Here is a 20,603-nt window from a genome sequence, read left to right as displayed (position 1 = left end):
GGACGCGCCGCGTCCCGGCCCTCGGCGTCAGAAGCCCAGCTTGCGCAGCTGCTTCGGATCCCGCTGCCAGTCCTTCGCCACCCGGACGTGCAGGTCGAGGTAGACCCGGGTGCCGAGCAGCTCCTCGATCTGCCGGCGGGCGGTGGTGCCGACGTGCTTGAGTCGGCTCGCCCGGTGGCCGATCACGATCGCCTTCTGGCTGGGCCGCTCGACGTACACGTCGGCGTAGATCTTCATGAGCTGCCCCTCGGGGACCATCTCCTCGACGACCACCGCGATGGAGTGCGGCAGCTCGTCGCGGACGCCCTCCAGGGCGGCCTCGCGGATCAGCTCGGCCACCAGCACCTGCTCCGGGTCGTCGGTGAGCATGTCGTCCGGGTAGAGCTGCGGCGACTCGGGCAGGTAGCCGGTCATCACGTCGACCAGGACGTCGACCTGGTGCCCGGAGACCGCGCTGACCGGCACCACCTCGGCGAACTCGCCCAGCTCGCTGACCGCGAGCAACTGCTCGGCCAGCCGCTTGCGGTCCACCAGGTCGGTCTTCGTGACCACCGCCAGCACGGTGGCCTTCAGCTCGGCCAGCTCGCCGGTGATGAACCGGTCACCGCGCCCGATCGGCTCGTCCGCCGGGATGCAGAGGCCGATCACGTCGACCTCGCTCCAGGTCTGCCGGACCAGGTCGTTGAGGCGCTCGCCGAGCAGCGTGCGGGGGCGGTGCAGGCCCGGGGTGTCGACCAGCACGAGCTGGGACTCCGGGCGGTGCAGGACGGCCCGGATGATGTGCCTGGTCGTCTGCGGCTTGTTCGAGGTGATGGCGATCTTCTGCCCGACGATCGCGTTGGTCAGCGTCGACTTGCCGGCGTTCGGCCGGCCGACGAAACAGGCGAATCCGGCCCGGTAGGGGCGCGGCTGGAGATCGCTCACTCGACCACCGTGCCCAGGACGGACCCGTCCGGGGCAGCCACGTGGATCGGTGCGTCCGCGGCGAGGTCGCGGACCGCCGCGTGCCCCGCCCCGTCCAGCGTCGACGCCTCGGTGACCACCACGGCGGCCTCCAGCCGGGTCGCGCCGGCCGCCACCGCGGACGCCACCGCGAGCTGGAGCGCGGTGACCGTCAACGAGGGCAGCGACACGCTGGCCGCGGCGTACGTCCGACCGTCCTGGTCGCGGACCGCCGCGCCCTCCACGGCGCCCACCCGGCCACGCGCGCCCCGCGCCAGGACGACCAGCTTGCCGTCCTCGGCGCTCAGCTCGACCGGGTCGGACGGGGTGGGCCGGGCGGCCGGTACGGCGGGTGACTCAGGCATCGGCGGGTTGCCTCTCCTCGGATCGGTTCGTGTCGTCCCGGGGCTCGGCGTGCTCGCCACGGCCCGGGTCGTTCTGTGTGTCGGTCGACTCCGCCCGGCTCACCAGCACGGTGTCGATCCGGTTGCGCCGGCCGGTGGTGCCCTCGGCGATCAACTGGAGCCCGGCGACCTCGACCTGCGCCCCGGGGATCGGGACCCGGCCCAGGGACTGGGCGAGCAGGCCGCCGACGGTCTCCACCTCGTCGGTGGGCAGGTCGGTGTCGAACAGCTCGCCCAGGTCCTCCACCGGGAGCCGCGCGGTGACCCGCACCGCCCCGTCGTCGAGGTGCTCTACCGGCGGGCGCTCGACATCGTACTCGTCGGTGATCTCACCGACGATCTCCTCCAGGATGTCCTCGATGGTGACCAGCCCGCCGGTCCCGCCGTACTCGTCGACGACGATGACCAGGTGGTTGCGGGCGGCCTGCATCTCCGAGAGCAGGTCGTCGACCGGCTTGGACTCGGGCACGAAGGTGGCGGGGCGCATCAGCTCGGCGACCGGGAGCTGCCGGTCCTCCGGGGCGCCGCCCTGGGTGCGTCGGATCAGGTCCTTGAGGTAGAGCACGCCGAGCACGTCGTCGACGCTCTCGCCGATGACCGGGATCCGGGAGAAGCCGGAGCGCAGGAAGAGCGCCAACGCCTGGGAGAGCGTCTTGCGCTCCTCGATCCACACCATCTCGGTACGCGGCACCATCACCTCCCGGGCGATGGTGTCGCCGAGCGCGAAGACCGAGTGGATCATCTGCCGCTCGCCGTGCTCCACGACGCCGCGCTGCTCGGCCAGGTCGACCAGCTCGCGCAGCTCCACCTGGGTGGCGAACGGACCCTCCCGGAAGCCCCGGCCCGGGGTGACCGCGTTGCCGATCAGGATCAGCAGCGAGGCGAGCGGGTTGAGCGCCCGGCCCAGCCAGCGGACCAGCGGGGCGACGGAGCGACCGACCACGTACGCGTGCTGCCGGCCGATGGTCCGGGGGCCGACCCCGACCACCACGAAGCTGATCACGGTCATCGCGCCGGCGGTGATCAGTGCCGCGCGCCAGCCCGCGCCGAAGGTGTCCACCGCGACCAGCGCCACCAGGGTGGTGGCGGTCAGCTCGGCGAGCAGCCGCAGCAGGAGCAGGAGGTTGAGGTGGCGGACCACGTCCCCGGCGACGGCCTGGAGCGTGCGCGCGCCCCGCGCGCCGTCACGGGCCAGCTCGGCGGCGCGGGCGGGCGAGACGGCGGCGAGGGCCGCCTCGGTCATGGCGATGAGGCCGGCCAGCACCACCAGGCCTGCCGCGAAGACCAGCAGTTGCAGGTCGGGCAGGCCGGTGGCGCCGGCCGCCAGCGTCGGGGTGGTCATCACCGGGACCGGGTCGACCGCCAGCTCGCCAGCAGCCGGGCCTGGAGGGCGAACATCTCCCGCTCCTCCTCCGGCTCGGCGTGGTCGTAGCCGAGCAGGTGCAGCACGCCGTGCACGGTGAGCAGGTGCAGCTCGTCGGCGGGGGCGTGACCGGCGGTGGCCGCCTGCTTGGCCGCCACCTCCGGGCAGAGCACGATGTCGCCGAGCAGCGCGGGCTCGCCGCCGGCGGCGGACGTCTCGCCGGGCCCGTGGTCGACGCTGCCCTCGTCCATGGGGAAGGCGAGCACGTCCGTCGGGCCGTCGCCGCCCATCCACCGGTGGTTGAGCTCGGTCATGTAGTCGATGTCGACCAGCAGCACGGAGAGCTCGGCGAGGGGGTTGACCCCCATCTCGTCGAGGGCGTGCCGGGCCACGGCGAGCACGGCGTCGGTGTCGACGTCGACACCCGACTCGTTGGCGATCTCGATGGACAACAGTCTTCCCTCGGTCTAGCGGCGCCGGCCGGCCCGGCCGCCCTGGGCGGACCGCCCCGGCACGGCGTGCACGCTCTGCGCCTGCTGGTTCTCCCGCTCGTCCCAGCGGGCGTACGCGTCGACGATCTCCCCGACCAGCCGGTGGCGGACCACGTCGGAGCTGGAGAGCTCGGCGAAGTGCACGTCCTCGACGTTCTCCAGGATCTCCCGGACCACCCGCAGGCCGCTGGTCGTGCCGCCGGGGAGGTCCACCTGGGTGACGTCACCGGTGACGACGATCTTGGAATTGAAGCCGAGCCGGGTGAGGAACATCTTCATCTGCTCGGGCGTGGTGTTCTGTGCCTCGTCGAGGATGATGAACGCGTCGTTGAGGGTACGCCCCCGCATGTACGCCAGCGGCGCGACCTCGATCGTGCCCGCCGCCATCAGCTTGGGGATGGAATCCGGATCGAGCATGTCGTGCAGCGCGTCGTAGAGCGGGCGCAGGTAGGGGTCGATCTTCTCGTTGAGCGTGCCGGGCAGGAAGCCGAGCCGCTCCCCCGCCTCGACCGCCGGCCGGGTCAGGATGATCCGGTTGACCTGCTTGGCCTGCAACGCCTGGACGGCCTTCGCCATCGCCAGGTAGGTCTTGCCGGTGCCGGCGGGGCCGATGCCGAAGACGATGGTATACGCGTCGATCGCGTCGACGTAGCGCTTCTGCCCCAGCGTCTTGGGACGGATGGTGCGGCCGCGCCGGGAGAGGATGTTGAGCGTCAGGACCTCGGCGGGCCGCTCGGCGCCGCCCTGCTCGAGCATGCCGACGGTACGCCGGACGGCGTCAGTGGTCAGGGTCTCGCCTTTCTCGATGAGTTCCAGCAGCTCGCTGAAGATCCGCTCGGCGAGGGCGTTGTCCGCGGGGGCGCCGGTGATCGTGATCTCGTTGCCCCGGACGTGCACGTCGCTGTCGACCGAGCGCTCGACCAGTCGCAGGATCTCGTCACCCGCGCCGAGCAGGTTGACCATGATCTTGGAATCCGGGACGGTGATCCTGGTCTGCACCCGGGGCGGGCCGGGAGGTGGGGTGCCGGTCATAGGTCGGGCCGAGGGGCCCTGCGCCACCTGCTCTCGATCTCGGCGCCGGCCTGCTGGCGCGACGCGCTGACGTTCCTGCCATCTTATCTTTCCAACAGCGGTGGCACCCTGCCCATTTCCGCGCGTGGGGCACGAGCGGACCGGTCACCCCGTCCGCGGCAGGGGCGGACCGGACGGGGCGGCTCCCCGGCCCCGACCCGTCCGGTCACGCGCGCCCGTCAGGAGCCGGCGCGGAAGTCGTACCGCTCGAAGGTCTCCTGGTGCCGGGTGAACCGGTAGGTCGCCCAGTGCATCAGGACCACCATGCCGTGCTCGTCCCGGGTCAGCCGGAGCAGCTCCCCCGCCTCCCGGCCGGAGACCGTGCGGAACACGTCCGGCCGCTCCGGCAGCGGGACGAAGACCGACGGCGGCTTGCCGGCCGGGTCGTCGGCGCCCCGGGCCCGCAGCTCGCCGTCGTGCCAGGAGAAGACGTACTCGAAACCCTCCCCCCACCAGCGGCCGAGCAGCCCGCGTACGCCCTCCGGGGCGGGCGGGCCCGGCTGCCACGGCGTGATGTCGGCGGGATCGTGCTCGACCGCGGCGGCCAGCAGCCGGTGCGGCAGGTCGAGCACCTCGCCGGCGGTGCCGGAGGAGCCGAGCACCGCGACCCCCATGGCGCCGGGGGTGCCCTCCCCGCCCCGCCGGCCGTAGACGCCGGCCAGGAATCCGGGCATCGCGCCGTCGTGGCCGACGTGCATGATCCGCTTGCCCTGCGGCACCAGGATCAGCCCCAGCCCGAAGCCGCCGGCCCAGAGCGTCTCGTCGGTGACCGTCGCCGGCCAGCGCATCTCGTCGAGCGTGGCCGGGGCGAGCACGGCGCCGGCCGGGTCCAGCGCCGCCGGGTCGGCGAGGAAGGCCGCCCAGCGGGCCATGTCGGAGGCGGTGCTCCACAGCTGCGCCGCCGGACCGAGCGCCCCGAAGTCGGTCGGCGGCTCGGGGTGCGCCTCGTCGGAGTAGGCGTCGACCAGGAACCCCGTCGCGGCGTGCGGCCCGGGCGTCGTCGAGGTCCCGGCCAGCCCCAGCGGGGTCAGCACCCGCTCGCCGAGCACCTCCGCCCAGGTGCCGCCCCGCAGGTGGCCGACGAGCCGGCCGAGCAGCGCCATGCCCAGGTTCGAGTAGTGGTAGCGGCGGGCCGGGGGCAGCACCCGCTCGGCCCGGGCCAGGTCGGCGACCAGCCCGTCGACGTCCGGCGCGCGCAGGGTGTCCCAGACGTCGCCGTACGGCTCGCGTTGCAGGCCGGCGGTGTGCGACAGCAGCCGGCGCACCGTCAGCTCGCCGTGGGCCGGCAGGTCCAGGTGCCGGCCCAGCGGGTCGTCCAGGTCCAGCAGGCCGTCGTCGCGGCACTGGAGCGTCAGCACGGCGGTGAACGTCTTCGTTACCGACCCGATCCGGAACCGGGTGCCCGGCCCCAGCTCGGTGTCGTTGCCGGTCCCACCGACGGCGCACGTCCAGAGGGGGCGGTCCGCGCGGTGCAGGGCCGCCGACACCGCCGGCACCCGGGCCTGCGCCTGGACCGTGCGCACCAGCCGGGACAGGCGGTCGCCGATCGGCGTCACGCGAGGTTCCGGGCCAGCATCGGGCCCAGTGGCGCGCCGCCGAGCACGTGCGCGTGCACGTGGAAGACCTCCTGGCCGCCGTACGCGCCGGTGTTGAACATCAGCCGGAAGCCGTCGCCGAGCAGTCCCTCGTCCTCGGCCACCGCGGCGGCCGTGGCGAGGACCTCCCCGGCCAGCGCGGGATCGCCCTGGGCGAGCGTCGCCACGTCGGCGTAGTGCTCCTTCGGGATGACCAGCACGTGCACCGGCGCCTTCGGGTCGATGTCACGGAAGGCGAGCGTGGTGGCGGTTTCCCGGACGATCGTGGCCGGGATCTCGCCGGCGACGATGCGGCAGAAGAGGCAGTCGGTTCCCATGCGGGGCAGTGTAAGGAAGGGCACCTTGTTAACGCCTCCGGTAGAGGAAGGGTCCCTTCCTTGCACCCGGGGTGGGCCAGGCATGATGGCCGGCGTGACTTCACGGGCGGTACTGGTGACGGGGGCCTCGCGCGGCATCGGACGGGCGGTGGCGACCGCGTTCGCGGCAGGCGGCGACCGGGTGGCGATCCACCACCGGGACTCGGCCGAGCTGGCCGAGCGGCTACGCGCCGAACTGCCCGGCGAGGGGCACGTCGTGGTCCGCGCCGACCTCACCGACCCGGACGCCGTACGGGCCATGGTCGACGAGGCGGCCGGCCTGCTCGGCGGGCTCGACGTGCTGGTCAACAACGCCGGGGTGTACGGCGAGCGGGACGCCCCGCACCCGGTCTTCGGCGCCTCCTACGAGCAGTGGCGCGCGCAGTGGCGGCAGGTGCTGGAGACCAACCTGACCGGCGCGGGCAACGTCATCTGGTGCGCCGCGCAGCACATGCGCGACCGGGGCGGCCGGATCGTCAACGTCTCCTCCCGGGGAGCCTTCCGGGGCGAGCCGGAGCAGCCGGCGTACGGGGCGAGCAAGGCGGGGCTGAACGCGCTGGGGCAGTCGCTGGCGGTGGCCCTCGCCCCGTACGGCATCACGATCGCCACGGTCGCCCCGGGCTTCGTGGAGACCGACATGACCACCGGGCACCTGAGCGGGGAGCGGGGCGCCGCCATCCGGGCGCAGAGCCCGTTCAACCGGGTGGCCCGCCCCGAGGAGATCGCCGCCGCCGTGCACTGGCTCGCCTCCCCCCAGGCGGAGTGGGCCTCCGGCACCATCGTCGACCTCAACGGCGCGTCCTACCTGCGCAGCTGACCCCGCCGGGCGGCGACACCGCCAGGTCTCGGGCGATCATGCAGTTGTGGTGCCTGACCAAGGGCGCGAAAACACACATCTCGCCCACCACAACTGCATCATCGACGCGGGAGTGGGGCGGGGCGGGCGGGGTGTCGTGACCGCCCGCCGGTCACCAGTGGCCGAGGCGGGTGGCCAGGACCGCGAGGGCGGCCACGCCGGCGGTGGACGTACGCAGCACCGAGGGCCCCAGGCGCACCGGCCGGGCGCCGGCCTCGGTGAAGGCGGTCAGCTCGGCGTCGGCGATGCCGCCCTCCGGGCCGACGACCAGCACGATCTCACCGGCGGCGGGCAGCTCGACGGCGGTCAGCCGCTCACCCGCCTCCTCGTGCAGGACGAACGCCGCGGCGGCGCCGGCGATCCGGTGGGCCACCCGGGTCGTCGACTCGTCGGGGGCGCCGGCCACCACCGGCAGCCACGACCGGCGGGCCTGCTTCGCCGCCTCCCGGGCCGTGGCGACCCACTTCTCCCGCGCCCGTACGCCCCGGTCGCCGCGCCACTGCGCCACCGAGCGGGACGCCGCCCAGGGCACGATCTCGTCCACCCCGGCCTCGGTCATCGCCTGCACGGCCAGCTCGCCCCGGTCGCCCTTGGCGATGCCCTGCACCACCACGAGGCGGGGGACGGACGCGTCGACGTACCCCCGGGAGGTGACGTCGAGGTCGAGGGTGCCCTTGCCGACGGCCGTGATCACCGCGGACGCGGTGCCGCCCCGACCGTCGGCGAGCAGCAGTTCCTCGCCGACGCGCAGCCGTTGCACGGTGGCGGCGTGGTGCCCCTCGGGGCCGCCCAGGGTGAGCTGGTCGGCGGTGGGCAGCGACTCGACCAGGAACAGCGGCGCGGACACGACGATCAGGCTAGCCGCCCCGGCGGGCGCCGGGGCGGTCAGGCCGGTCAGGCGTGGCCGTTGAAGGCGTCGCGCATCCGGGAGAAGAAGCCGCCCTGCTTGGTGAGCTCGGCGACCTCCTCGCCCCGGGTCTTGGCGAAGTCGCGCAGCATCTTCTCCTGGTCGGCGTCGAGCTTGGTGGGGGTACGCACGTCGAGGTGGACGTAGAGGTCGCCCCGGCCGGTGCCGCGCAGGTGCGGCACGCCCCGGGCGCGCAGCCGCAGCGTGCTGCCCGGCTGGGTGCCGGCCTTGACGTCGACCGTCTCCTCGCTGTCCAGCGTCTTGATGGTCAGCCGGGTGCCGAGGGCCGCCGCGGTCATCGGCACCGTGACCCGGCAGTGCAGGTCGTCGCCCTTGCGGGAGTAGACGTCGTGCGGCCGCTCGTGGATCTCCACGTAGAGGTCGCCGGCCGTGCCGCCGCCCGGGCCGACCTCGCCCTGCTGGGCGAGGCGGATGCGCATGCCGTCCTCGACACCGGCCGGGATCTTGACGGTCAGCGAACGCCGGGTGCGGACGCGGCCGTCGCCGGCGCAGGTCGGGCACGGGTGCGGGATGGTGGTGCCGTACCCCTGGCAGACCGTGCACGGCCGGGCGGAGACCACCTGACCGAGGAAGGTGCGCTGCACGGACTGCACCTCGCCCCGGCCGGCGCACGCCTCACAGGTGGCCAGGTGGGTGCCGGCCGCCGTGCCGGCGCCCGAGCAGGTGGTGCAGAGCACGGCGGTGTCGACGGTGATCGGCGCCTCGACGCCGAACGCGGTCTCGTGCAGGTCCAGCTCCAGCCGCAGGATCGCGTCCGCGCCGGGCCGGGTCCGCGGTCGCGGACCCCGCGAACCGCCGGCCGCGCCGCCGAAGAACGCGTCCATGATGTCCTGGAAGCCGACGAACGGCCCGGCGCCGCCGGGGCCGCCGGGGCCACCCGCACCCCCGCCGCCGGGGGCGAGCGGGTCGCCGCCCAGGTCGACGATCTGCCGTTTCCGGTCGTCCGAGAGGACCTCGTACGCGGCGTTGATGTCCTTGAACTTCTCCTGTGCCTCCGGATCCGGATTCACGTCCGGGTGGAACTGCCGCGCCAACTTGCGGTAGGCGCGCTTGATCTCGTCGTCGGAGGCTTCCCGGCTCACCCCGAGAATGCCGTAGTAGTCCCTGGCCACTGCGTTCCGTGTCCTCATGTTCGTCTCGCGTTGCGCCGGTCGGCGGCCGGAGCCGGCCGTCGGCCCTGACTGGTCAGTTCTGGGCCAGCAGCTCGCCCACGTAGCGTGCCACGGCCCGCACCGTGGCGATGGTGCCGGGGTAGTCCATCCGGGTCGGCCCCAGCACGCCGAGGCCGCCGACGCTGGTCGCGCCCGGCCCGTAGCCGGTGCTGACCACCGAGGCGGCGCGCAGGTTGTCGATCTCGTTCTCGTCGCCGATCAGCACCCGCGTCGTGCTCGGCTCCGCCTCGCCGATGAGCTTGAGCATGACGACCTCCTCCTCCAGCGCCTCCAGGATGGGACGCAGGGAGCCCTGGAAGTCGAGCAGGCCGCCGCGGGTGAGGTTGGCCGTGCCGGCCAGCGCGATCCGCTCCTCGTGCCGCTCGATAAGCGTCTCCAGCAGCACGGTGGAGAGGGTGGTCATCGCCGGCCGCAGGTGCGGCAGCGACTCCTCGACCAGCGCCTGCACCAGCGGCGGGGTCTCCGACAGCCGGGTGCCGACCAGCTTCTCGTTGACCAGCCGGCGCAGGTCCGTGACGTCATCGGCGGGGATCGGCGCGGGCAGCTCGACCAGCCGCTGCTCGACCCGGCCCGTGTCGGCGATCATGACCAGCATCAGCCGGGTGGTGGAGATCGGCACCAGCTCCAGGTGGCGCACCGAGGATCGGGCCAGGCTCGGGTACTGCACCACGGCGACCTGCCGGGTCAGTTGCGCCAGCAGCCGGACGGTGCGGTGCACCACGTCGTCGAGGTCGACGGCGCCGACCAGGAAACGCTCGATCGCCCGGCGCTCGGCCGGGCTGAGCGGCTTCACCCGGGACAGCCGGTCCACGAAGAGCCGGTAGCCCCGGTCGGTGGGCACCCGGCCGGCGCTGGTGTGCGGCTGGCGGATGTAGCCCTCCTCCTCCAGCACGGCCATGTCGTTGCGGACGGTCGCCGGTGAGACCCCCAGCTGGTGCCGCTCGACCAGCGCCTTGCTGCCGACGGGCTCCTGCGTGGCGACGTAGTCCTCGACGATCGCGCGCAGTACGGCGAGCTTGCGGTCGTCGAGACCCATTCTCCCCACCTCCTGTCGCACGTCGGCCCCGGCACGCGGGGGCCGGGGCGGGCTGCTGGCACTCGACTGTAGCGAGTGCCAGTCTACGTCGGCAGGGCCGCCGGCGCGATGATCGACCTGGGGCGATCAGTCCGATCGGCGACCGCGCGGGCCCGCCCGACGGCCCCGGGGACCGGTCGTCCGGGCGTGCCCGGCCGGTGTCACGCTGGTGCCGCCTTGCCGGCTGCCCCTACCGTGACCTCCATGACTGAACCACCTCGCCCTCCCGGAGCGGGGGACCCCGGCTTCCCGCCGGACCCGACCGCTCCGTCGGGGGTTCCCGGCCACGCCGGCTCCGGCGACCCCACCGCACCACTGTCCGGGGCGCCGGGCCCGGGCAGCCATCCTCCACCCGGTGGCTATCCGCCGCCCACCGGCGACCAGCCGCCGTCGGGCGGCTACCCCCCGCCCGGTGACTATCCGCCGCCCGGTGACTATCCCCCGCCCGGCGGCTTCCCGCCGCCCGGCGGCTACGGCCCGCCGGGGGCCGGCTACCCGGCCGGTGGCGGCTACGGACCGCCGACGGGCGGCTACGCCAGCAACGACGACAAGAACTGGGCCCTGATCGCCCACTTCGGCGGCGCGGTCGGCGTGATCGTCGGCGGCGGCCTGCTCGGCTGGCTTGCGCCGCTCATCGCGCTGATGGCCCGGGGGCAGCAGTCGCCGACCGCCCGGGCGCACGCCGTCGCGGCGCTGAACTTCCAGCTCACCTGGACGATCGTCGGGGTGCTGAGCTGGGTGGTCACGCTGATCACCTGCGGGGTGCTGTTCTTCGTCCCGATGCTCGTCTGGCTGGTGCCGCTGATCTTCGGCATCGTCGGCGGGGTCAAGGCCAACGAGGGCGTGCTCTACCGCTACCCGATGACCTACGGCTTCACCAGGTGACCCGGGTCGGCCGCTCCCCCGGCCGGCCCCGGCACGCGGTTCAGGGCAGCAGGTCACGGACGACCGCGTCGGCGAGCAGCCGGCCCCGCAGCGTCAGCACGGCCCGACCGGCCGCGTGCTCGTCGGCGGCCAGCAGCCCGTCGGCGAGGGCCCGCGCGGCGCCGGCCCGACCGGCGTCGTCGAGGGCGGCCAGGGGCAGCCCGGAGGCGAGGCGCAGCCGGAGCATGACGTCCTCCATGTGCGCCTCGTCGGCGGTGAGCACCTCGCGGGCCAGGCCGGGCGAGTCGCCCGCGGCCAGCCGCTTCGCGTATGTCGTGGGGTGCTTGACGTTCCACCAGCGCACGCCGCCGACGTGGCTGTGCGCCCCCGGGCCGAGGCCCCACCAGTCGGCGCCGGTCCAGTAGAGCAGGTTGTGCCGGCACCGGGCCGCCTCGTCGCGGGCCCAGTTCGACACCTCGTACCAGGACAGACCGGCCGCGTCGAGGGCGGCCTCCGCGGCGAGGTAGCGGTCCGCGGCGACATCGTCGGAGGGGTACGGCAGCTCGCCGCGCCGCATCCGGGCGGCCAGCCGCGTGCCGTCCTCCACGATCAGGGCGTACGCGCTGACGTGGTCCACCCCGGCGGCGACGACCTGGTCCAGCGAGGCGGCGAAGTCCGCCCCGGTCTCCCCCGGCGTGCCGTAGATCAGGTCGAGGTTGACGTGGTCGAACCCGGCGTCGCGCGCCTCGCGGGCGGCGGCGACGGCCCGGCCGGCGCTGTGCGTACGGTCGAGGATCGCCAGCACGCCCGGCGCGGCGGACTGCATGCCCAGCGAGATCCGGGTGTAGCCGGCGGCCCGCAGCGCCTTCAGCGACTCCGGCGTGACCGACTCCGGGTTGGCCTCGGTGGTCACCTCGGCGTCGGGCGCGAGCCCCCAGGTGCGGTCGATGCCGTCGAGGATCCGGGCCAGGTCGTCGGCGGGGAGCAGGGTCGGGGTGCCGCCGCCGACGAAGACCGTGTCGACCCGGGGCGGCGGGGCGTCGCCCAGCACCCGGCGGGCGAGGGACAGCTCGGCCAGCACGGTGTCGGCGTAGCCCTCCCGGCCCGCCCCGCCGCCCAGTTCGGCGGCGGTGTACGTGTTGAAGTCGCAATAGCCGCAGCGGCTGGCGCAGAACGGCACGTGCACGTAGACGCCGAAGCCACGCGCGCCGACGGCTCGGGTGGCGGTGGCGGGCAGCGAACCGTCGACGGGGACGGTTTCGCCTTCTGGAAGGACGCCGGGCATGGCCACTAGTGTGCCCTTCCATGACCTCTCCCGACGTGCTCGTGCGGGCCGCCACGGCCCGTGGGGTGACCACCCTCACCCTGGACAGCCCGCACAACCGCAACGCGCTCTCCACGCCGCTGATGACCCAGCTGCTGGCCGGCCTCGCCGAGGCGGTCGCCGACGACGCCGTACGCGTGATCGTGCTCGACCACACGGGCCCGGTCTTCTGTTCCGGGGCGGACCTGAAGGAGACGGCCGCCGCGTACGCCAGCGGGACCGTGCCGGCCGGGATGCTCGGCGACGTGCTCGCGGCGGTCTGGGAGTGCCCGAAGCCGGTGGTGGCGAAGGTGGCCGGCCCGGCCCGGGCGGGCGGCCTCGGTCTCATCGCGGCGGCGGACCTGGCGGTGTGCGCGCTGGAGGCGACGTTCGCCTTCACCGAGGTGCGGATCGGCGTGGTGCCGGCGGTGATCTCCGCGACCGTGCTGCCCCGCCTGCACCCCCGCGCGGCGGCCGAGCTCTACCTGACCGGCGACACCTTCGACGGCCGGCGGGCGGCCGAGATCGGCCTGGTCACCGCCGCCGGGCCGGCGGACGGACTGGAAGCGGCGGTTGCGGGGTACTGCGACTCTCTGGTGCGGGGGGCTCCGGGCGCGCTGGCCGGGGCGAAGCAGTTGCTGCGCCGGCCGCCCGCCGTGGACCTGCGGACGGAGATCGCCGGCCTGTCCACCCTCTCGACCGGGTACTTCCTGTCGGAGGAGGGACGCGAGGGCGTCCTGGCGTTCCGGGAGAAGCGGCCGGCGAGCTGGGTGCCCGCCGCCGACGGCGACGCCGCCGCGGGCGCCGACCGGTAACGCCGGCGCGCGTCGCGCGGGCAGGCGTGGAGAACCGGTCGGACGACCCCGGAAGGCACCACGAGGGACGTACGCTTGTCGGACTGTCGATCAGGGGGTGTGGGTGCGTACTCGGGCAGTCGTGGCGGGCGGCGTCGTCCTCGTCGTCCTCGCCGCGGTCGGGATCTGGATCGTCATCCGGCAGATGGGCGGGCAGTTGCGCCTCCCCCTGGCCAGCCGGACCTGCACGGTGCAGGCGGACGGGCGCGTGGCCCTGGACCCCGACCAGATGGCCAACGCGGCGACGATCGCGGCCATCGGCATCCAGCGGAAGATGCCCGAGCGGGCCGTCGTCGTCGCGCTGGCCACCGCCTACCAGGAATCCGGCCTGCGCAACCTCGCCGGCGGTGACCGCGACTCGGTCGGGCTGTTCCAGCAGCGCCCCAGCCAGGGTTGGGGCACCCCGGAGCAGATCCGTGACCCCCGCTACGCGGCCGGGAAGTTCTACGCCGGGCTGAAGAAGGTGCGCGGCTGGGAGCGGATGCGGGTCACCGACGCGGCGCAGAAGGTGCAGCGCTCGGCCTTCCCGGAGGCGTACCAGAAATGGGCGGACGAGTCCGAGGTGCTGACCCGGGCCCTGGTCGGACACGCCACCGGCGCGGTCGCCTGCACGGTGGGGCGCGACCCGGCGATGCGCGGCGAGGCCGCGGCGAGCGCGCTGACCCGCGGCCTCCTGCTGGACTGGGGCCTGGCCGGCGCGAGCACCGCGGCGGACCTGACGGGCCTGACGGTCCCGGCCGCCGACGAGCGCCGGGGCTGGCGGTACGCGCACTGGCTGGTCTCCCACGCGCAGGACCACGGCGTGAAGCGGGTGCGCTTCGGCGACCTGGAGTGGACGGCCCGCGACGGCACCTGGAACCGGACCGACGAGGCCCCGGCCGCCGGGCAGGTCGTCGCGGAGGTCTTCGCCGAGGCGTAGTGGCCCCGATCTCCTTACCGGCAGTCACCGCGCAATCCGGCATTCCCGGCGATAACCCGCGGCGCGCTCCACAGCCGTGACGAATCGTCACCGCGCCGCTCCCCACAGTCCGGGCAACGGTCGCATATCGTGCTGGGCAGTGTCCCGCCCCGAGACCAGCGGGTTACGATCGGCGGCCTGTGCCAGCAATGGTTTCGCCTCATGGGGAGGGGTACGTCGAGGTGTTCGACTACGGCGACCGGACCGGTTACGAACCGATCAGTGACACCGACCGCAAGGAGTTCCACGAGCAGGGCTTCCTCCTGCTGCGCAACGTGCTGACGGAGGACCACCGGGCGGCGCTGGAGGCGGCGGTGGACCGCGTCTACGCCGAGGAGAAGGCGAAGGGCACCACCACCAAGGACGGCACCCTGCACCTGCTGGGCTTCCTGGAGCGCGACGAGCTCTTCGGCGACCTGCTGACCCACCCGATCGCCTTCCCGTACATGTGGGGCCTGGCCGGCTGGAACATCTACACCCACCACAACCACCTGGACGTCACCCCGCCGGCGGCGGAGCCGGAGAAGCCCTACTGGGGCTGGCACCAGGACGGGTACCGGCAGAACTCCGACCCGGAGACGATGGACCCGAACCTGCCTCGGCCGATGTTCTCGCTCAAGGTGGCCTACGTCCTGTCCGACCTGTCGGAGAAGGGCCGGGGCGCCACCAAGGTGATCCCGGGCAGCCACCTGTGGAACTCGCTGCCCCGCCCCGAGGACACCTCCGTGCACAACCCGGACCCGGAGGGCACGGTGGAGATCACCGCCAACCCCGGTGACGCCTTCATCTTCGACCGCCGCCAGTGGCACTCCCGGTCGACCAACCTGTCGACCATCACCCGCAAGATGCTCTTCGTCGGCTACACCTACCGGTGGATCCGGCCGCTGGACGAGCTGCACATCGACAAGGACGGCGAGTGGTGGGCCAACCGCACGCCGGTGCAGCGCCAGCTCTGCGGTGAGGGCACCCACACCGCCAACTACTGGGGCATCAACTGGGACGGCTACATCGACGACGAGATCCCGCTGCGCAAGGAGCTCAAGCAGCGCGGTCTGCTCGACCGCAGCGTGCCCTGGCTGCGCTGACCCGGTCACCCGGCGCGCGCCGGGCCGACGCCGGACGGGCCCCCTCCCCCACGGGACGGGGCCCGTTCCCGTTCCCGGCCGCCCACGTCCATCCTTCTCGGGGATGCGGCGCCCCGCCTCCATGCGCGGGGGCGGGCCGCGATGGCGGCGGTCGGGTCAGCTCCGGCCGGCGAGCCGGCGGCGCGCCTTCTCCCGGAGCCGGTCCGGCAGGTCGGGCGCGTCGAGCAGCCGGGGCAGCAGCTCCGGCTCCAGGTTCAGGGCCCGGAACACCTCGCCGATAGTCACCCCGTGCGCGGGCCGGTCCACCACCTCGACCGGGTCCCCCGCGCCAACCTCCCCCTCGCGCAGCACCCGCAGGTACGCCCCGGGCGTCGCCCGCGCCGTGAACCGCTTGATCAGGTCGGGCACGCCCCAGAAGCCGGCGAAGGTGGTGCACGGCGTGCGCGGCTTGGTCACCTGGAGCAGCGCCGACCCGATCGCCCACTGCTCGCCGATCACGGCGCCCGTCACGTCCACCGCGTACGTGGTCAGGTTCTCCCCGAAACCGCCGGGGCGGATGCTGCGGCCCATCTCCTCCGCCCACCAGGACGCGTCCTCCTCGGCGTACGCGTAGACCGCCCGGTCCGGACCGCCGTGGTGGGCGCGTTCGCCGATGAAGTCGCCGGCCACCCCGTCCGCGCGCAGCAGCACCGGGCCGTCGACCGGCCGCTTGTCGATGCCGCTGCGACCGCTCGCGTCGCCCGCCCAATCCGCCTCGGTCACCCCGCCGAGGTTCACCGAAGCCAGCCTGCCCGTCATGGCGGTCAGCCTAGCCCGCGGGACGCATGCCCCCGACACGCGAAGGAAGGGCTCTCGTCGACGAGAGCCCTTCCTTCGCGTGTCCTCGTGCGGGCGTCAGCCCTTGACGGCGCCGGCCACCAGCCCGGAGACCATCCGCCGCTGCACCAGCAGGAAGAAGACGATCACCGGCAGGGTGAACAGCGTGGAGGCGGCCATCACCGGGCCCCAGGCGGTGTCGTCGCGGCCGAAGAAGAACGTCATCGCGACCGGCAGGGTGTAGCTCTCCTGGTCGTTGATGAAGGTCAGCGCGAAGATCAGCTCGTTCCAGGCGGTGATGAACGAGAAGATGCTCGTGGCCACCAGCCCGGGCGCCACCAGCGGGAAGAGGACCTTGCGGAAGGTCTGCGCCCGGCTGGCCCCGTCGATGGCGGCGGCCTCCTCCAACTCCTTGGGCACCGCGGCGACGAAGCCGCGCAGCATCCAGACCGCGAACGGCAGCGAGAAGCCGAGGTAGGTGAGGATCAGGCTGGGCAGGGTGTTGTAGAGCCCGAGCCGCTGGATCATCAGGAACAGCGGGATGACCAGCGCCTCCAGCGGGATCATCTGCACCACCAGCAGCATGATCAGGAAGGTGGTCCGCAGCTTGAAGCGGAACCGGGCCACGGCGGTGGCGGCCAGCAGCGCCACCAGGCCGCTGAGCACCACGGTGGAGACCGCGACCAGCACGCTGTTGAGGAAGAAGTCGGCGAAGGTGACGCCCGGGATCAGGTTCCCGGTGAGGATCTGCCGGTAGTGCTCCAGGGTCGGCTCGGTGGGCACCGGCCGGGGGGTGGACGAGAAGATCTCCGAACTCGGCTTCAGCGAGGTCGCGATCATCCAGTAGACCGGGAACGCGGCGAAGAGCGCCACCAGCAGCCCCGCGCCGTTGAGCGCGAGCCGCTTCGCGCCCCCGCCGCCTCCGCGTCGCGTCACGCGTCCTCCTCCTGCTTGAGCACCATGCGGACGTAGAGGCCGGTCACCACCAGCAGGATCAGGGTGAGGATCACCGCGATCGCGGCGCCGAGACCGTACTTCGGCGGGGGTGAGAACGCCTCCGCGTACGAGTAGATGGAGAGCATGAACGTCGGCCGGTCCTGCGTGCCGCCGGCCAGCACGAACTGCTGGGTGAAGACCTTGAAGTCCCAGATCGTGGAGAGCACGACCAGGATCCCGAAGACCGGCCGCAGCAGCGGGAAGGTGATCTTCCAGAACACCTTCCACGGGCCGGCCCCGTCGACCCGGGCCGCCTCGTGCAGCTCGCTCGGCACGCTCTTCAGGCCCGCCAGCACGCTGACGGCGATGAACGGGAACGAGTGCCAGACCACCACCAGGGTCAGGATCGAGAAGAACAGCAGGGGCGAGTTGAACCAGCCGTAGCCGGTCCAGTCGCTGCGCCCGAAGAGGCTCTGCGACAGCCCGTCGGGCAGCGCGTTGAACAGCCAGGTGACCAGGCCGCTGGTGTCGTCGAAGATCCACTTCCAGACGATCGTGCCGGTCAGCGCCGGGGTGGCCCAGGCGAGCATCACGCAGCTGGCCACGAAGGCGGCCATCCGTTTGCCGAGCCGGTTGAGCAGCAGCCCGACCAGGGTGCCCAGGACCATCGTGAGCGCGACGTTGGCCACGGCGAAGAGGACCGTGTTGCGCAGCACCGTCAGGAAGAACGGATCGCTGAGGATCTCGGCGTAGTTGCCGAGGCCCACCCACGGCCACTCGCGGTCGCCGCGCAGCTGTCGGACGTTGTTGAGCTGGTGGAAGGACATCACCACCACCTGGCCGAGCGGCCAGAGCAGCAGTACGCCGATAATCACCAGGCAGGGCAGGAGCAGCAGGTAGGGCAGGCGGTCCACCCGGCGACGCCGCCGCGCGGGGGTCTCCCGCGCGGCGGCCGTCTCCGGCGCCTCGGTCAGCGTGGTCACTTGGCGTTGAGGATGCTTTCCATCTCCGCGGCCGCGTCGGCGGTAGCCTTCTCGACCGTCTTCTGACCCTTCATGACCGAGCTGTTCATCGCCTGGGTCACCGTCTTGGTCCGGCTGACCTCCACCCACTTCGGGGTGAGCGGCGTGAGCTTGGTGTTCTGCATCGTGGTGGCGAACGCCGACATGATCTTGTCGTTGGCGTACTTGTCGCCGCCAACCAGGTCCTTGTAGACCGGGAAGAAGCCGAGGCTGTCGGCGAAGGCCTGGTCGTTCTTCTTGTTCAGCAGCACGGTCAGGTAGTCCCAGGCGAGGTCCTGCCGCTCGCTGTCCTTCCAGATCGCGACGTCGGAGCCGCCGGCGAAGCCGGGCGCCGCCTTGCCGTCGGGGCCGGGGATCGGGAACGTGCCCCAGACCTTCTCGATCTCCGGGTTGTCCTTCTTGATGGCGCCCTGCTGCCAGCTGCCGCCGAAGGCCATCGCCGCCTTGCCGGTGGCGAACTGGGTCCGGGCGTCGATCTCGTTCCAACCCGCGGCGGCCGGCGGGGCCACCTTGTGCACGGTCACCATGTCGGTCCAGAACTTGACGGCCTTCTGCGCCTCGGGCGTGTTGTAGCCGGACTTCCAGGAGTCACCCTGCTGCGTCGCGATCTCCGCGCCGGCGCCCCACAGGAACGAGTAGAAGGGCAGCTCGGAGTTGCCCGGCAGCGCGATGCCGTACGTGCCCGGCTTCTTGGCCTGCACGGTCTTGGCGGCGGAGACCAGTTCGTCCCAGTTGGTCGGCGGCTTCACGCCCGCCTCGGCGAACCAGTCGGTGCGGTAGTACATCCCCCGGACGCCGGCGTACCACGGGACGCCGTACTGCTTGCCGTCGAGCTGGGCGTTCTTGACCAGGTCGGGGAGGATGTCCTTGCCCTCGGTCCAGCCGTTCATCCGGTCGGTCACGTCGGCCAGCGCCTCCTGCGCCGCCCAGCCCTGGGTCTCGGTGTTGCCCAGCTCGGTGACGTCCGGCCCCTCGCCGCCGGCGAGCGCGGCCTGGAACTTCTTCGGCGCCTCGAGCCAGGGGATGTACTGGACCACCACGTCCGTGTCCGGGTGCTTCTGCCGGAACTCGGTCTCGACGCCGTCGAGGAACTTGGTCTGCGCCTCGCTGCCCTCGCCCATCATCCAGACCGTCAGCTTGCTGTTGTCGGCGGCCTTGTCGTCATCGGAGCCACCGCAACCGGCCAGGACCATCGCGGCCGAGGCCACGACGGCGGTGACCGGGGCCAGCCGCTTCCACCTGTTCACGCCACATCTCCCTCGCGCCGCTTGGCACTAACCTTCTCCGCCGCACCTTAGTAGGAAAAATTCCTTTACGACAGTGGGCGGTCGGCGAAAGAGAGGCGACGGTACCGCAGCAGATCGATCATGCGCGGCCGGGCGCGGGGGCGAAACCGGGCGCACCGAGACGATCGGGGCGTACGCGAACGGGCGCCCGACCTGTGCGGTCGGACGCCCGTCGAGCGGTACGGGGATTACCGGTGGGTGACGCTGCGGCGACGACCCACACCGGCGACCAGCGCCACGGCGATCGCGGCCACCACGACCTGGACCAGCAGCTCGCCCCAGTCGATGCCGGCGGTCTCGGTGGCGATACCCATCGCCCGGGCCAGCACGGTGCCCAGCAGGGCGGCGCCCACACCGATCAGCATGTGCAGCCACATCGGCATGTTCTGGCGGCCCGGCACGAGCAGGCGACCCAGAGCGCCGACAATGAGACCAACGATGAGCGCGGTGACGATGCCCCAAACGGTGAGCTCCATGTCGCCCTCCTCCTCGAGAAGAATCAGTTCCACGATCTGTGGTGTTCCTGTCGTGACCGCTAAGTTCCCGACCCGCCGAAATTCCAAACCGACTTTCCGGGGCACCGGTTCGACACATGTCCAGACCGGACTTCCGGCACCGCCGCTGCGCTGCCACGTCCGCCCGGGACCGGACGGACGGACGTCGGGGCCTACCCGCGAGGGGCATCGGGCGGACGCGAAACGGGCGCCCGACCTGTGCGGTCGGACGCCCGTCGAGCGGTACGGGGATTACCGGTGGGTGACGCTGCGGCGACGACCCACACCGGCGACCAGCGCCACGGCGATCGCGGCCAGCACGACCTGGACCAGCAGCTCGCCCCAGTCGATGCCGGCGGTCTCGGTGGCGATACCCATCGCCCGGGCCAGCACGGTGCCCAGCAGCGCGGCGCCCACACCGATCAGCATGTGCAGCCACATCGGCATGTTCTGGCGGCCCGGCACGAGCAGGCGACCCAGAGCGCCGATGATAAGACCAACGATGAGCGCGGTGACGATGCCCCAAACGGTGAGCTCCACGTCGCCCTCCTTCTCTAAAAGATTCAGTACCACTGTCTGTGGTGTTCCTGTCGTGACCGCTAAGTTCCCGACCCGCCGAAAACCCAAACCGGTCCGACCGACGAGGACGACGTCGTACGTCAATGGCACATGGCGCGGCGATTGCCCCCGCGCGATCATTCGCGCAGGTGGCGCCCTTCCGTCCGGCGGGCG

22 protein-coding genes are annotated in these 20,603 nt (G+C 72.7%); 5 read left to right on the top strand and 17 right to left on the bottom strand.

The window, feature by feature from the left end; all coding sequences use genetic code 11:
• Positions 1 to 27: 27 nt before the first annotated feature.
• The 7 genes from era to DER29_RS25515 form a co-directional block, all read right to left on the bottom strand.
• Complete coding sequence (era, locus tag DER29_RS25545; protein ID WP_121400230.1) at positions 28 to 924, bottom strand: GTPase Era; 897 nt, start codon at positions 922 to 924, stop codon at positions 28 to 30.
• Positions 921 to 1,307: a cytidine deaminase gene (locus tag DER29_RS25540; protein WP_121400229.1), complete on the bottom strand. Its 387-nt coding sequence runs from the start codon at positions 1,305 to 1,307 to the stop codon at positions 921 to 923. The genes era and DER29_RS25540 overlap by 4 nt, the downstream gene beginning before the upstream one ends.
• Entirely contained in the window at positions 1,300 to 2,712 is a 1,413-nt protein-coding gene (locus DER29_RS25535; RefSeq protein ID WP_121400874.1) for a hemolysin family protein, read from the bottom strand. Before DER29_RS25535 ends, DER29_RS25540 begins: the two co-directional genes overlap by 8 nt.
• Positions 2,688 to 3,161 carry an rRNA maturation RNase YbeY gene (gene ybeY, locus DER29_RS25530; protein ID WP_121400228.1) on the bottom strand — a complete coding sequence of 158 codons (474 nt, stop codon included), beginning with the start codon at positions 3,159 to 3,161 and terminating at the stop codon, positions 2,688 to 2,690. Before ybeY ends, DER29_RS25535 begins: the two co-directional genes overlap by 25 nt.
• A 15-nt stretch (positions 3,162 to 3,176) precedes the next feature.
• On the bottom strand, positions 3,177 to 4,232 hold the full coding sequence (locus DER29_RS25525) for a PhoH family protein (protein ID WP_121400227.1): 1,056 nt from the start codon (positions 4,230 to 4,232) through the stop codon (positions 3,177 to 3,179).
• 218 nt (positions 4,233 to 4,450) lie between these two features.
• On the bottom strand, positions 4,451 to 5,827 hold the full coding sequence (locus DER29_RS25520; RefSeq protein WP_121400226.1) for a serine hydrolase: 1,377 nt from the start codon (positions 5,825 to 5,827) through the stop codon (positions 4,451 to 4,453).
• Entirely contained in the window at positions 5,824 to 6,183 is a 360-nt protein-coding gene (locus DER29_RS25515) for a histidine triad nucleotide-binding protein (protein ID WP_088998892.1), read from the bottom strand. The genes DER29_RS25520 and DER29_RS25515 overlap by 4 nt, the downstream gene beginning before the upstream one ends.
• 94 nt (positions 6,184 to 6,277) lie before the next feature.
• Between DER29_RS25515 and DER29_RS25510 the strand changes: the two genes are divergently transcribed.
• Entirely contained in the window at positions 6,278 to 7,039 is a 762-nt protein-coding gene (locus DER29_RS25510; RefSeq protein ID WP_121400873.1) for an SDR family NAD(P)-dependent oxidoreductase, read from the top strand.
• Between the two features lie 151 nt (positions 7,040 to 7,190).
• On the opposite strand, the gene DER29_RS25505 is transcribed toward DER29_RS25510, so the two are convergent.
• The 3 genes from DER29_RS25505 to hrcA form a co-directional block, all read right to left on the bottom strand.
• Positions 7,191 to 7,925 (bottom strand): 16S rRNA (uracil(1498)-N(3))-methyltransferase, encoded by a 735-nt coding sequence (locus tag DER29_RS25505; protein WP_121400225.1) that lies wholly within the window; start codon positions 7,923 to 7,925, stop codon positions 7,191 to 7,193.
• Between the two features lie 47 nt (positions 7,926 to 7,972).
• The gene (gene dnaJ, locus DER29_RS25500) at positions 7,973 to 9,118 is read right to left on the bottom strand and encodes a molecular chaperone DnaJ (RefSeq protein ID WP_192581261.1); all 1,146 of its coding nucleotides are present in this window, start codon (positions 9,116 to 9,118) and stop codon (positions 7,973 to 7,975) included.
• Positions 9,119 to 9,191: 73 nt separating this feature from the next.
• Positions 9,192 to 10,214 carry a heat-inducible transcriptional repressor HrcA gene (gene hrcA, locus DER29_RS25495; protein ID WP_121400223.1) on the bottom strand — a complete coding sequence of 341 codons (1,023 nt, stop codon included), beginning with the start codon at positions 10,212 to 10,214 and terminating at the stop codon, positions 9,192 to 9,194.
• A 243-nt stretch (positions 10,215 to 10,457) separates the two neighbouring features.
• On the opposite strand from hrcA, the gene DER29_RS25490 reads away from it, so the two are divergent.
• Positions 10,458 to 11,138: a DUF4870 domain-containing protein gene (locus DER29_RS25490; protein ID WP_121400222.1), complete on the top strand. Its 681-nt coding sequence runs from the start codon at positions 10,458 to 10,460 to the stop codon at positions 11,136 to 11,138.
• 40 nt (positions 11,139 to 11,178) lie between these two features.
• Here the strand turns inward: DER29_RS25490 and hemW are convergent, their stop codons facing one another.
• Positions 11,179 to 12,402 carry a radical SAM family heme chaperone HemW gene (gene hemW, locus DER29_RS25485; RefSeq protein ID WP_121400872.1) on the bottom strand — a complete coding sequence of 408 codons (1,224 nt, stop codon included), beginning with the start codon at positions 12,400 to 12,402 and terminating at the stop codon, positions 11,179 to 11,181.
• A gap of 20 nt (positions 12,403 to 12,422) precedes the next feature.
• Between hemW and DER29_RS25480 the strand changes: the two genes are divergently transcribed.
• The 3 genes from DER29_RS25480 (at position 12,423) to DER29_RS25470 (ending at position 15,317) form a co-directional block, all read left to right on the top strand.
• Complete coding sequence (locus tag DER29_RS25480) at positions 12,423 to 13,235, top strand: enoyl-CoA hydratase-related protein (RefSeq protein WP_121400221.1); 813 nt, start codon at positions 12,423 to 12,425, stop codon at positions 13,233 to 13,235.
• A 97-nt stretch (positions 13,236 to 13,332) separates the two neighbouring features.
• The gene (locus DER29_RS25475; RefSeq protein WP_199729548.1) at positions 13,333 to 14,193 is read left to right on the top strand and encodes a hypothetical protein; all 861 of its coding nucleotides are present in this window, start codon (positions 13,333 to 13,335) and stop codon (positions 14,191 to 14,193) included.
• Between the two features lie 188 nt (positions 14,194 to 14,381).
• Entirely contained in the window at positions 14,382 to 15,317 is a 936-nt protein-coding gene (locus tag DER29_RS25470) for a phytanoyl-CoA dioxygenase family protein (protein ID WP_121400220.1), read from the top strand.
• Positions 15,318 to 15,473: 156 nt separating this feature from the next.
• Here DER29_RS25470 and DER29_RS25465 read toward each other — a convergent pair whose 3' ends face one another.
• The 6 genes from DER29_RS25465 to DER29_RS25440 all read right to left on the bottom strand — a co-directional run bounded on the left by DER29_RS25465 (position 15,474) and on the right by DER29_RS25440 (position 20,411).
• Positions 15,474 to 16,115, bottom strand: a complete 642-nt coding sequence (locus DER29_RS25465; RefSeq protein WP_121400219.1) for an MOSC domain-containing protein — start codon at positions 16,113 to 16,115, stop codon at positions 15,474 to 15,476.
• A gap of 96 nt (positions 16,116 to 16,211) precedes the next feature.
• On the bottom strand, positions 16,212 to 17,069 hold the full coding sequence (locus tag DER29_RS25460) for a carbohydrate ABC transporter permease (protein WP_121400218.1): 858 nt from the start codon (positions 17,067 to 17,069) through the stop codon (positions 16,212 to 16,214).
• Complete coding sequence (locus tag DER29_RS25455; RefSeq protein ID WP_121400217.1) at positions 17,066 to 18,052, bottom strand: carbohydrate ABC transporter permease; 987 nt, start codon at positions 18,050 to 18,052, stop codon at positions 17,066 to 17,068. The genes DER29_RS25460 and DER29_RS25455 overlap by 4 nt, the downstream gene beginning before the upstream one ends.
• The gene (locus DER29_RS25450; RefSeq protein ID WP_121400216.1) at positions 18,049 to 19,338 is read right to left on the bottom strand and encodes a sugar ABC transporter substrate-binding protein; all 1,290 of its coding nucleotides are present in this window, start codon (positions 19,336 to 19,338) and stop codon (positions 18,049 to 18,051) included. Before DER29_RS25450 ends, DER29_RS25455 begins: the two co-directional genes overlap by 4 nt.
• A gap of 227 nt (positions 19,339 to 19,565) precedes the next feature.
• Positions 19,566 to 19,853, bottom strand: coding sequence for a GlsB/YeaQ/YmgE family stress response membrane protein (locus DER29_RS25445; RefSeq protein ID WP_121400215.1), 288 nt, complete (start codon positions 19,851 to 19,853; stop codon positions 19,566 to 19,568).
• Between the two features lie 270 nt (positions 19,854 to 20,123).
• Positions 20,124 to 20,411: a GlsB/YeaQ/YmgE family stress response membrane protein gene (locus DER29_RS25440; RefSeq protein ID WP_121400214.1), complete on the bottom strand. Its 288-nt coding sequence runs from the start codon at positions 20,409 to 20,411 to the stop codon at positions 20,124 to 20,126.
• Between the last annotated feature and the right edge of the window lie 192 nt (positions 20,412 to 20,603).

The organism is Micromonospora sp. M71_S20 (genome assembly GCF_003664255.1).
In the GTDB taxonomy this organism is placed as follows: Bacteria; Actinomycetota; Actinomycetes; order Mycobacteriales; family Micromonosporaceae; genus Micromonospora.
The sequence above is the reverse complement of the archived record's forward strand: the minus strand, read 5'-3'. Positions and strand labels throughout refer to the sequence as shown.

Coding starts and splice junctions, on each gene's coding strand:
- DER29_RS25525 (WP_121400227.1), bottom strand. CDS start 4,232: ATGACCGGCACCCCACCTCCCGGCCCGCCCCGGGTGCAGACCAGGATC.
- DER29_RS25480 (WP_121400221.1), top strand. CDS start 12,423: ATGACCTCTCCCGACGTGCTCGTGCGGGCCGCCACGGCCCGTGGGGTG.
- DER29_RS25465 (WP_121400219.1), bottom strand. CDS start 16,115: ATGACGGGCAGGCTGGCTTCGGTGAACCTCGGCGGGGTGACCGAGGCG.
- hemW (WP_121400872.1), bottom strand. CDS start 12,402: ATGCCCGGCGTCCTTCCAGAAGGCGAAACCGTCCCCGTCGACGGTTCG.
- DER29_RS25515 (WP_088998892.1), bottom strand. CDS start 6,183: ATGGGAACCGACTGCCTCTTCTGCCGCATCGTCGCCGGCGAGATCCCG.
- DER29_RS25490 (WP_121400222.1), top strand. CDS start 10,458: ATGACTGAACCACCTCGCCCTCCCGGAGCGGGGGACCCCGGCTTCCCG.
- DER29_RS25445 (WP_121400215.1), bottom strand. CDS start 19,853: ATGGAGCTCACCGTTTGGGGCATCGTCACCGCGCTCATCGTTGGTCTC.
- hrcA (WP_121400223.1), bottom strand. CDS start 10,214: ATGGGTCTCGACGACCGCAAGCTCGCCGTACTGCGCGCGATCGTCGAG.
- DER29_RS25540 (WP_121400229.1), bottom strand. CDS start 1,307: ATGCCTGAGTCACCCGCCGTACCGGCCGCCCGGCCCACCCCGTCCGAC.
- DER29_RS25470 (WP_121400220.1), top strand. CDS start 14,382: ATGGTTTCGCCTCATGGGGAGGGGTACGTCGAGGTGTTCGACTACGGC.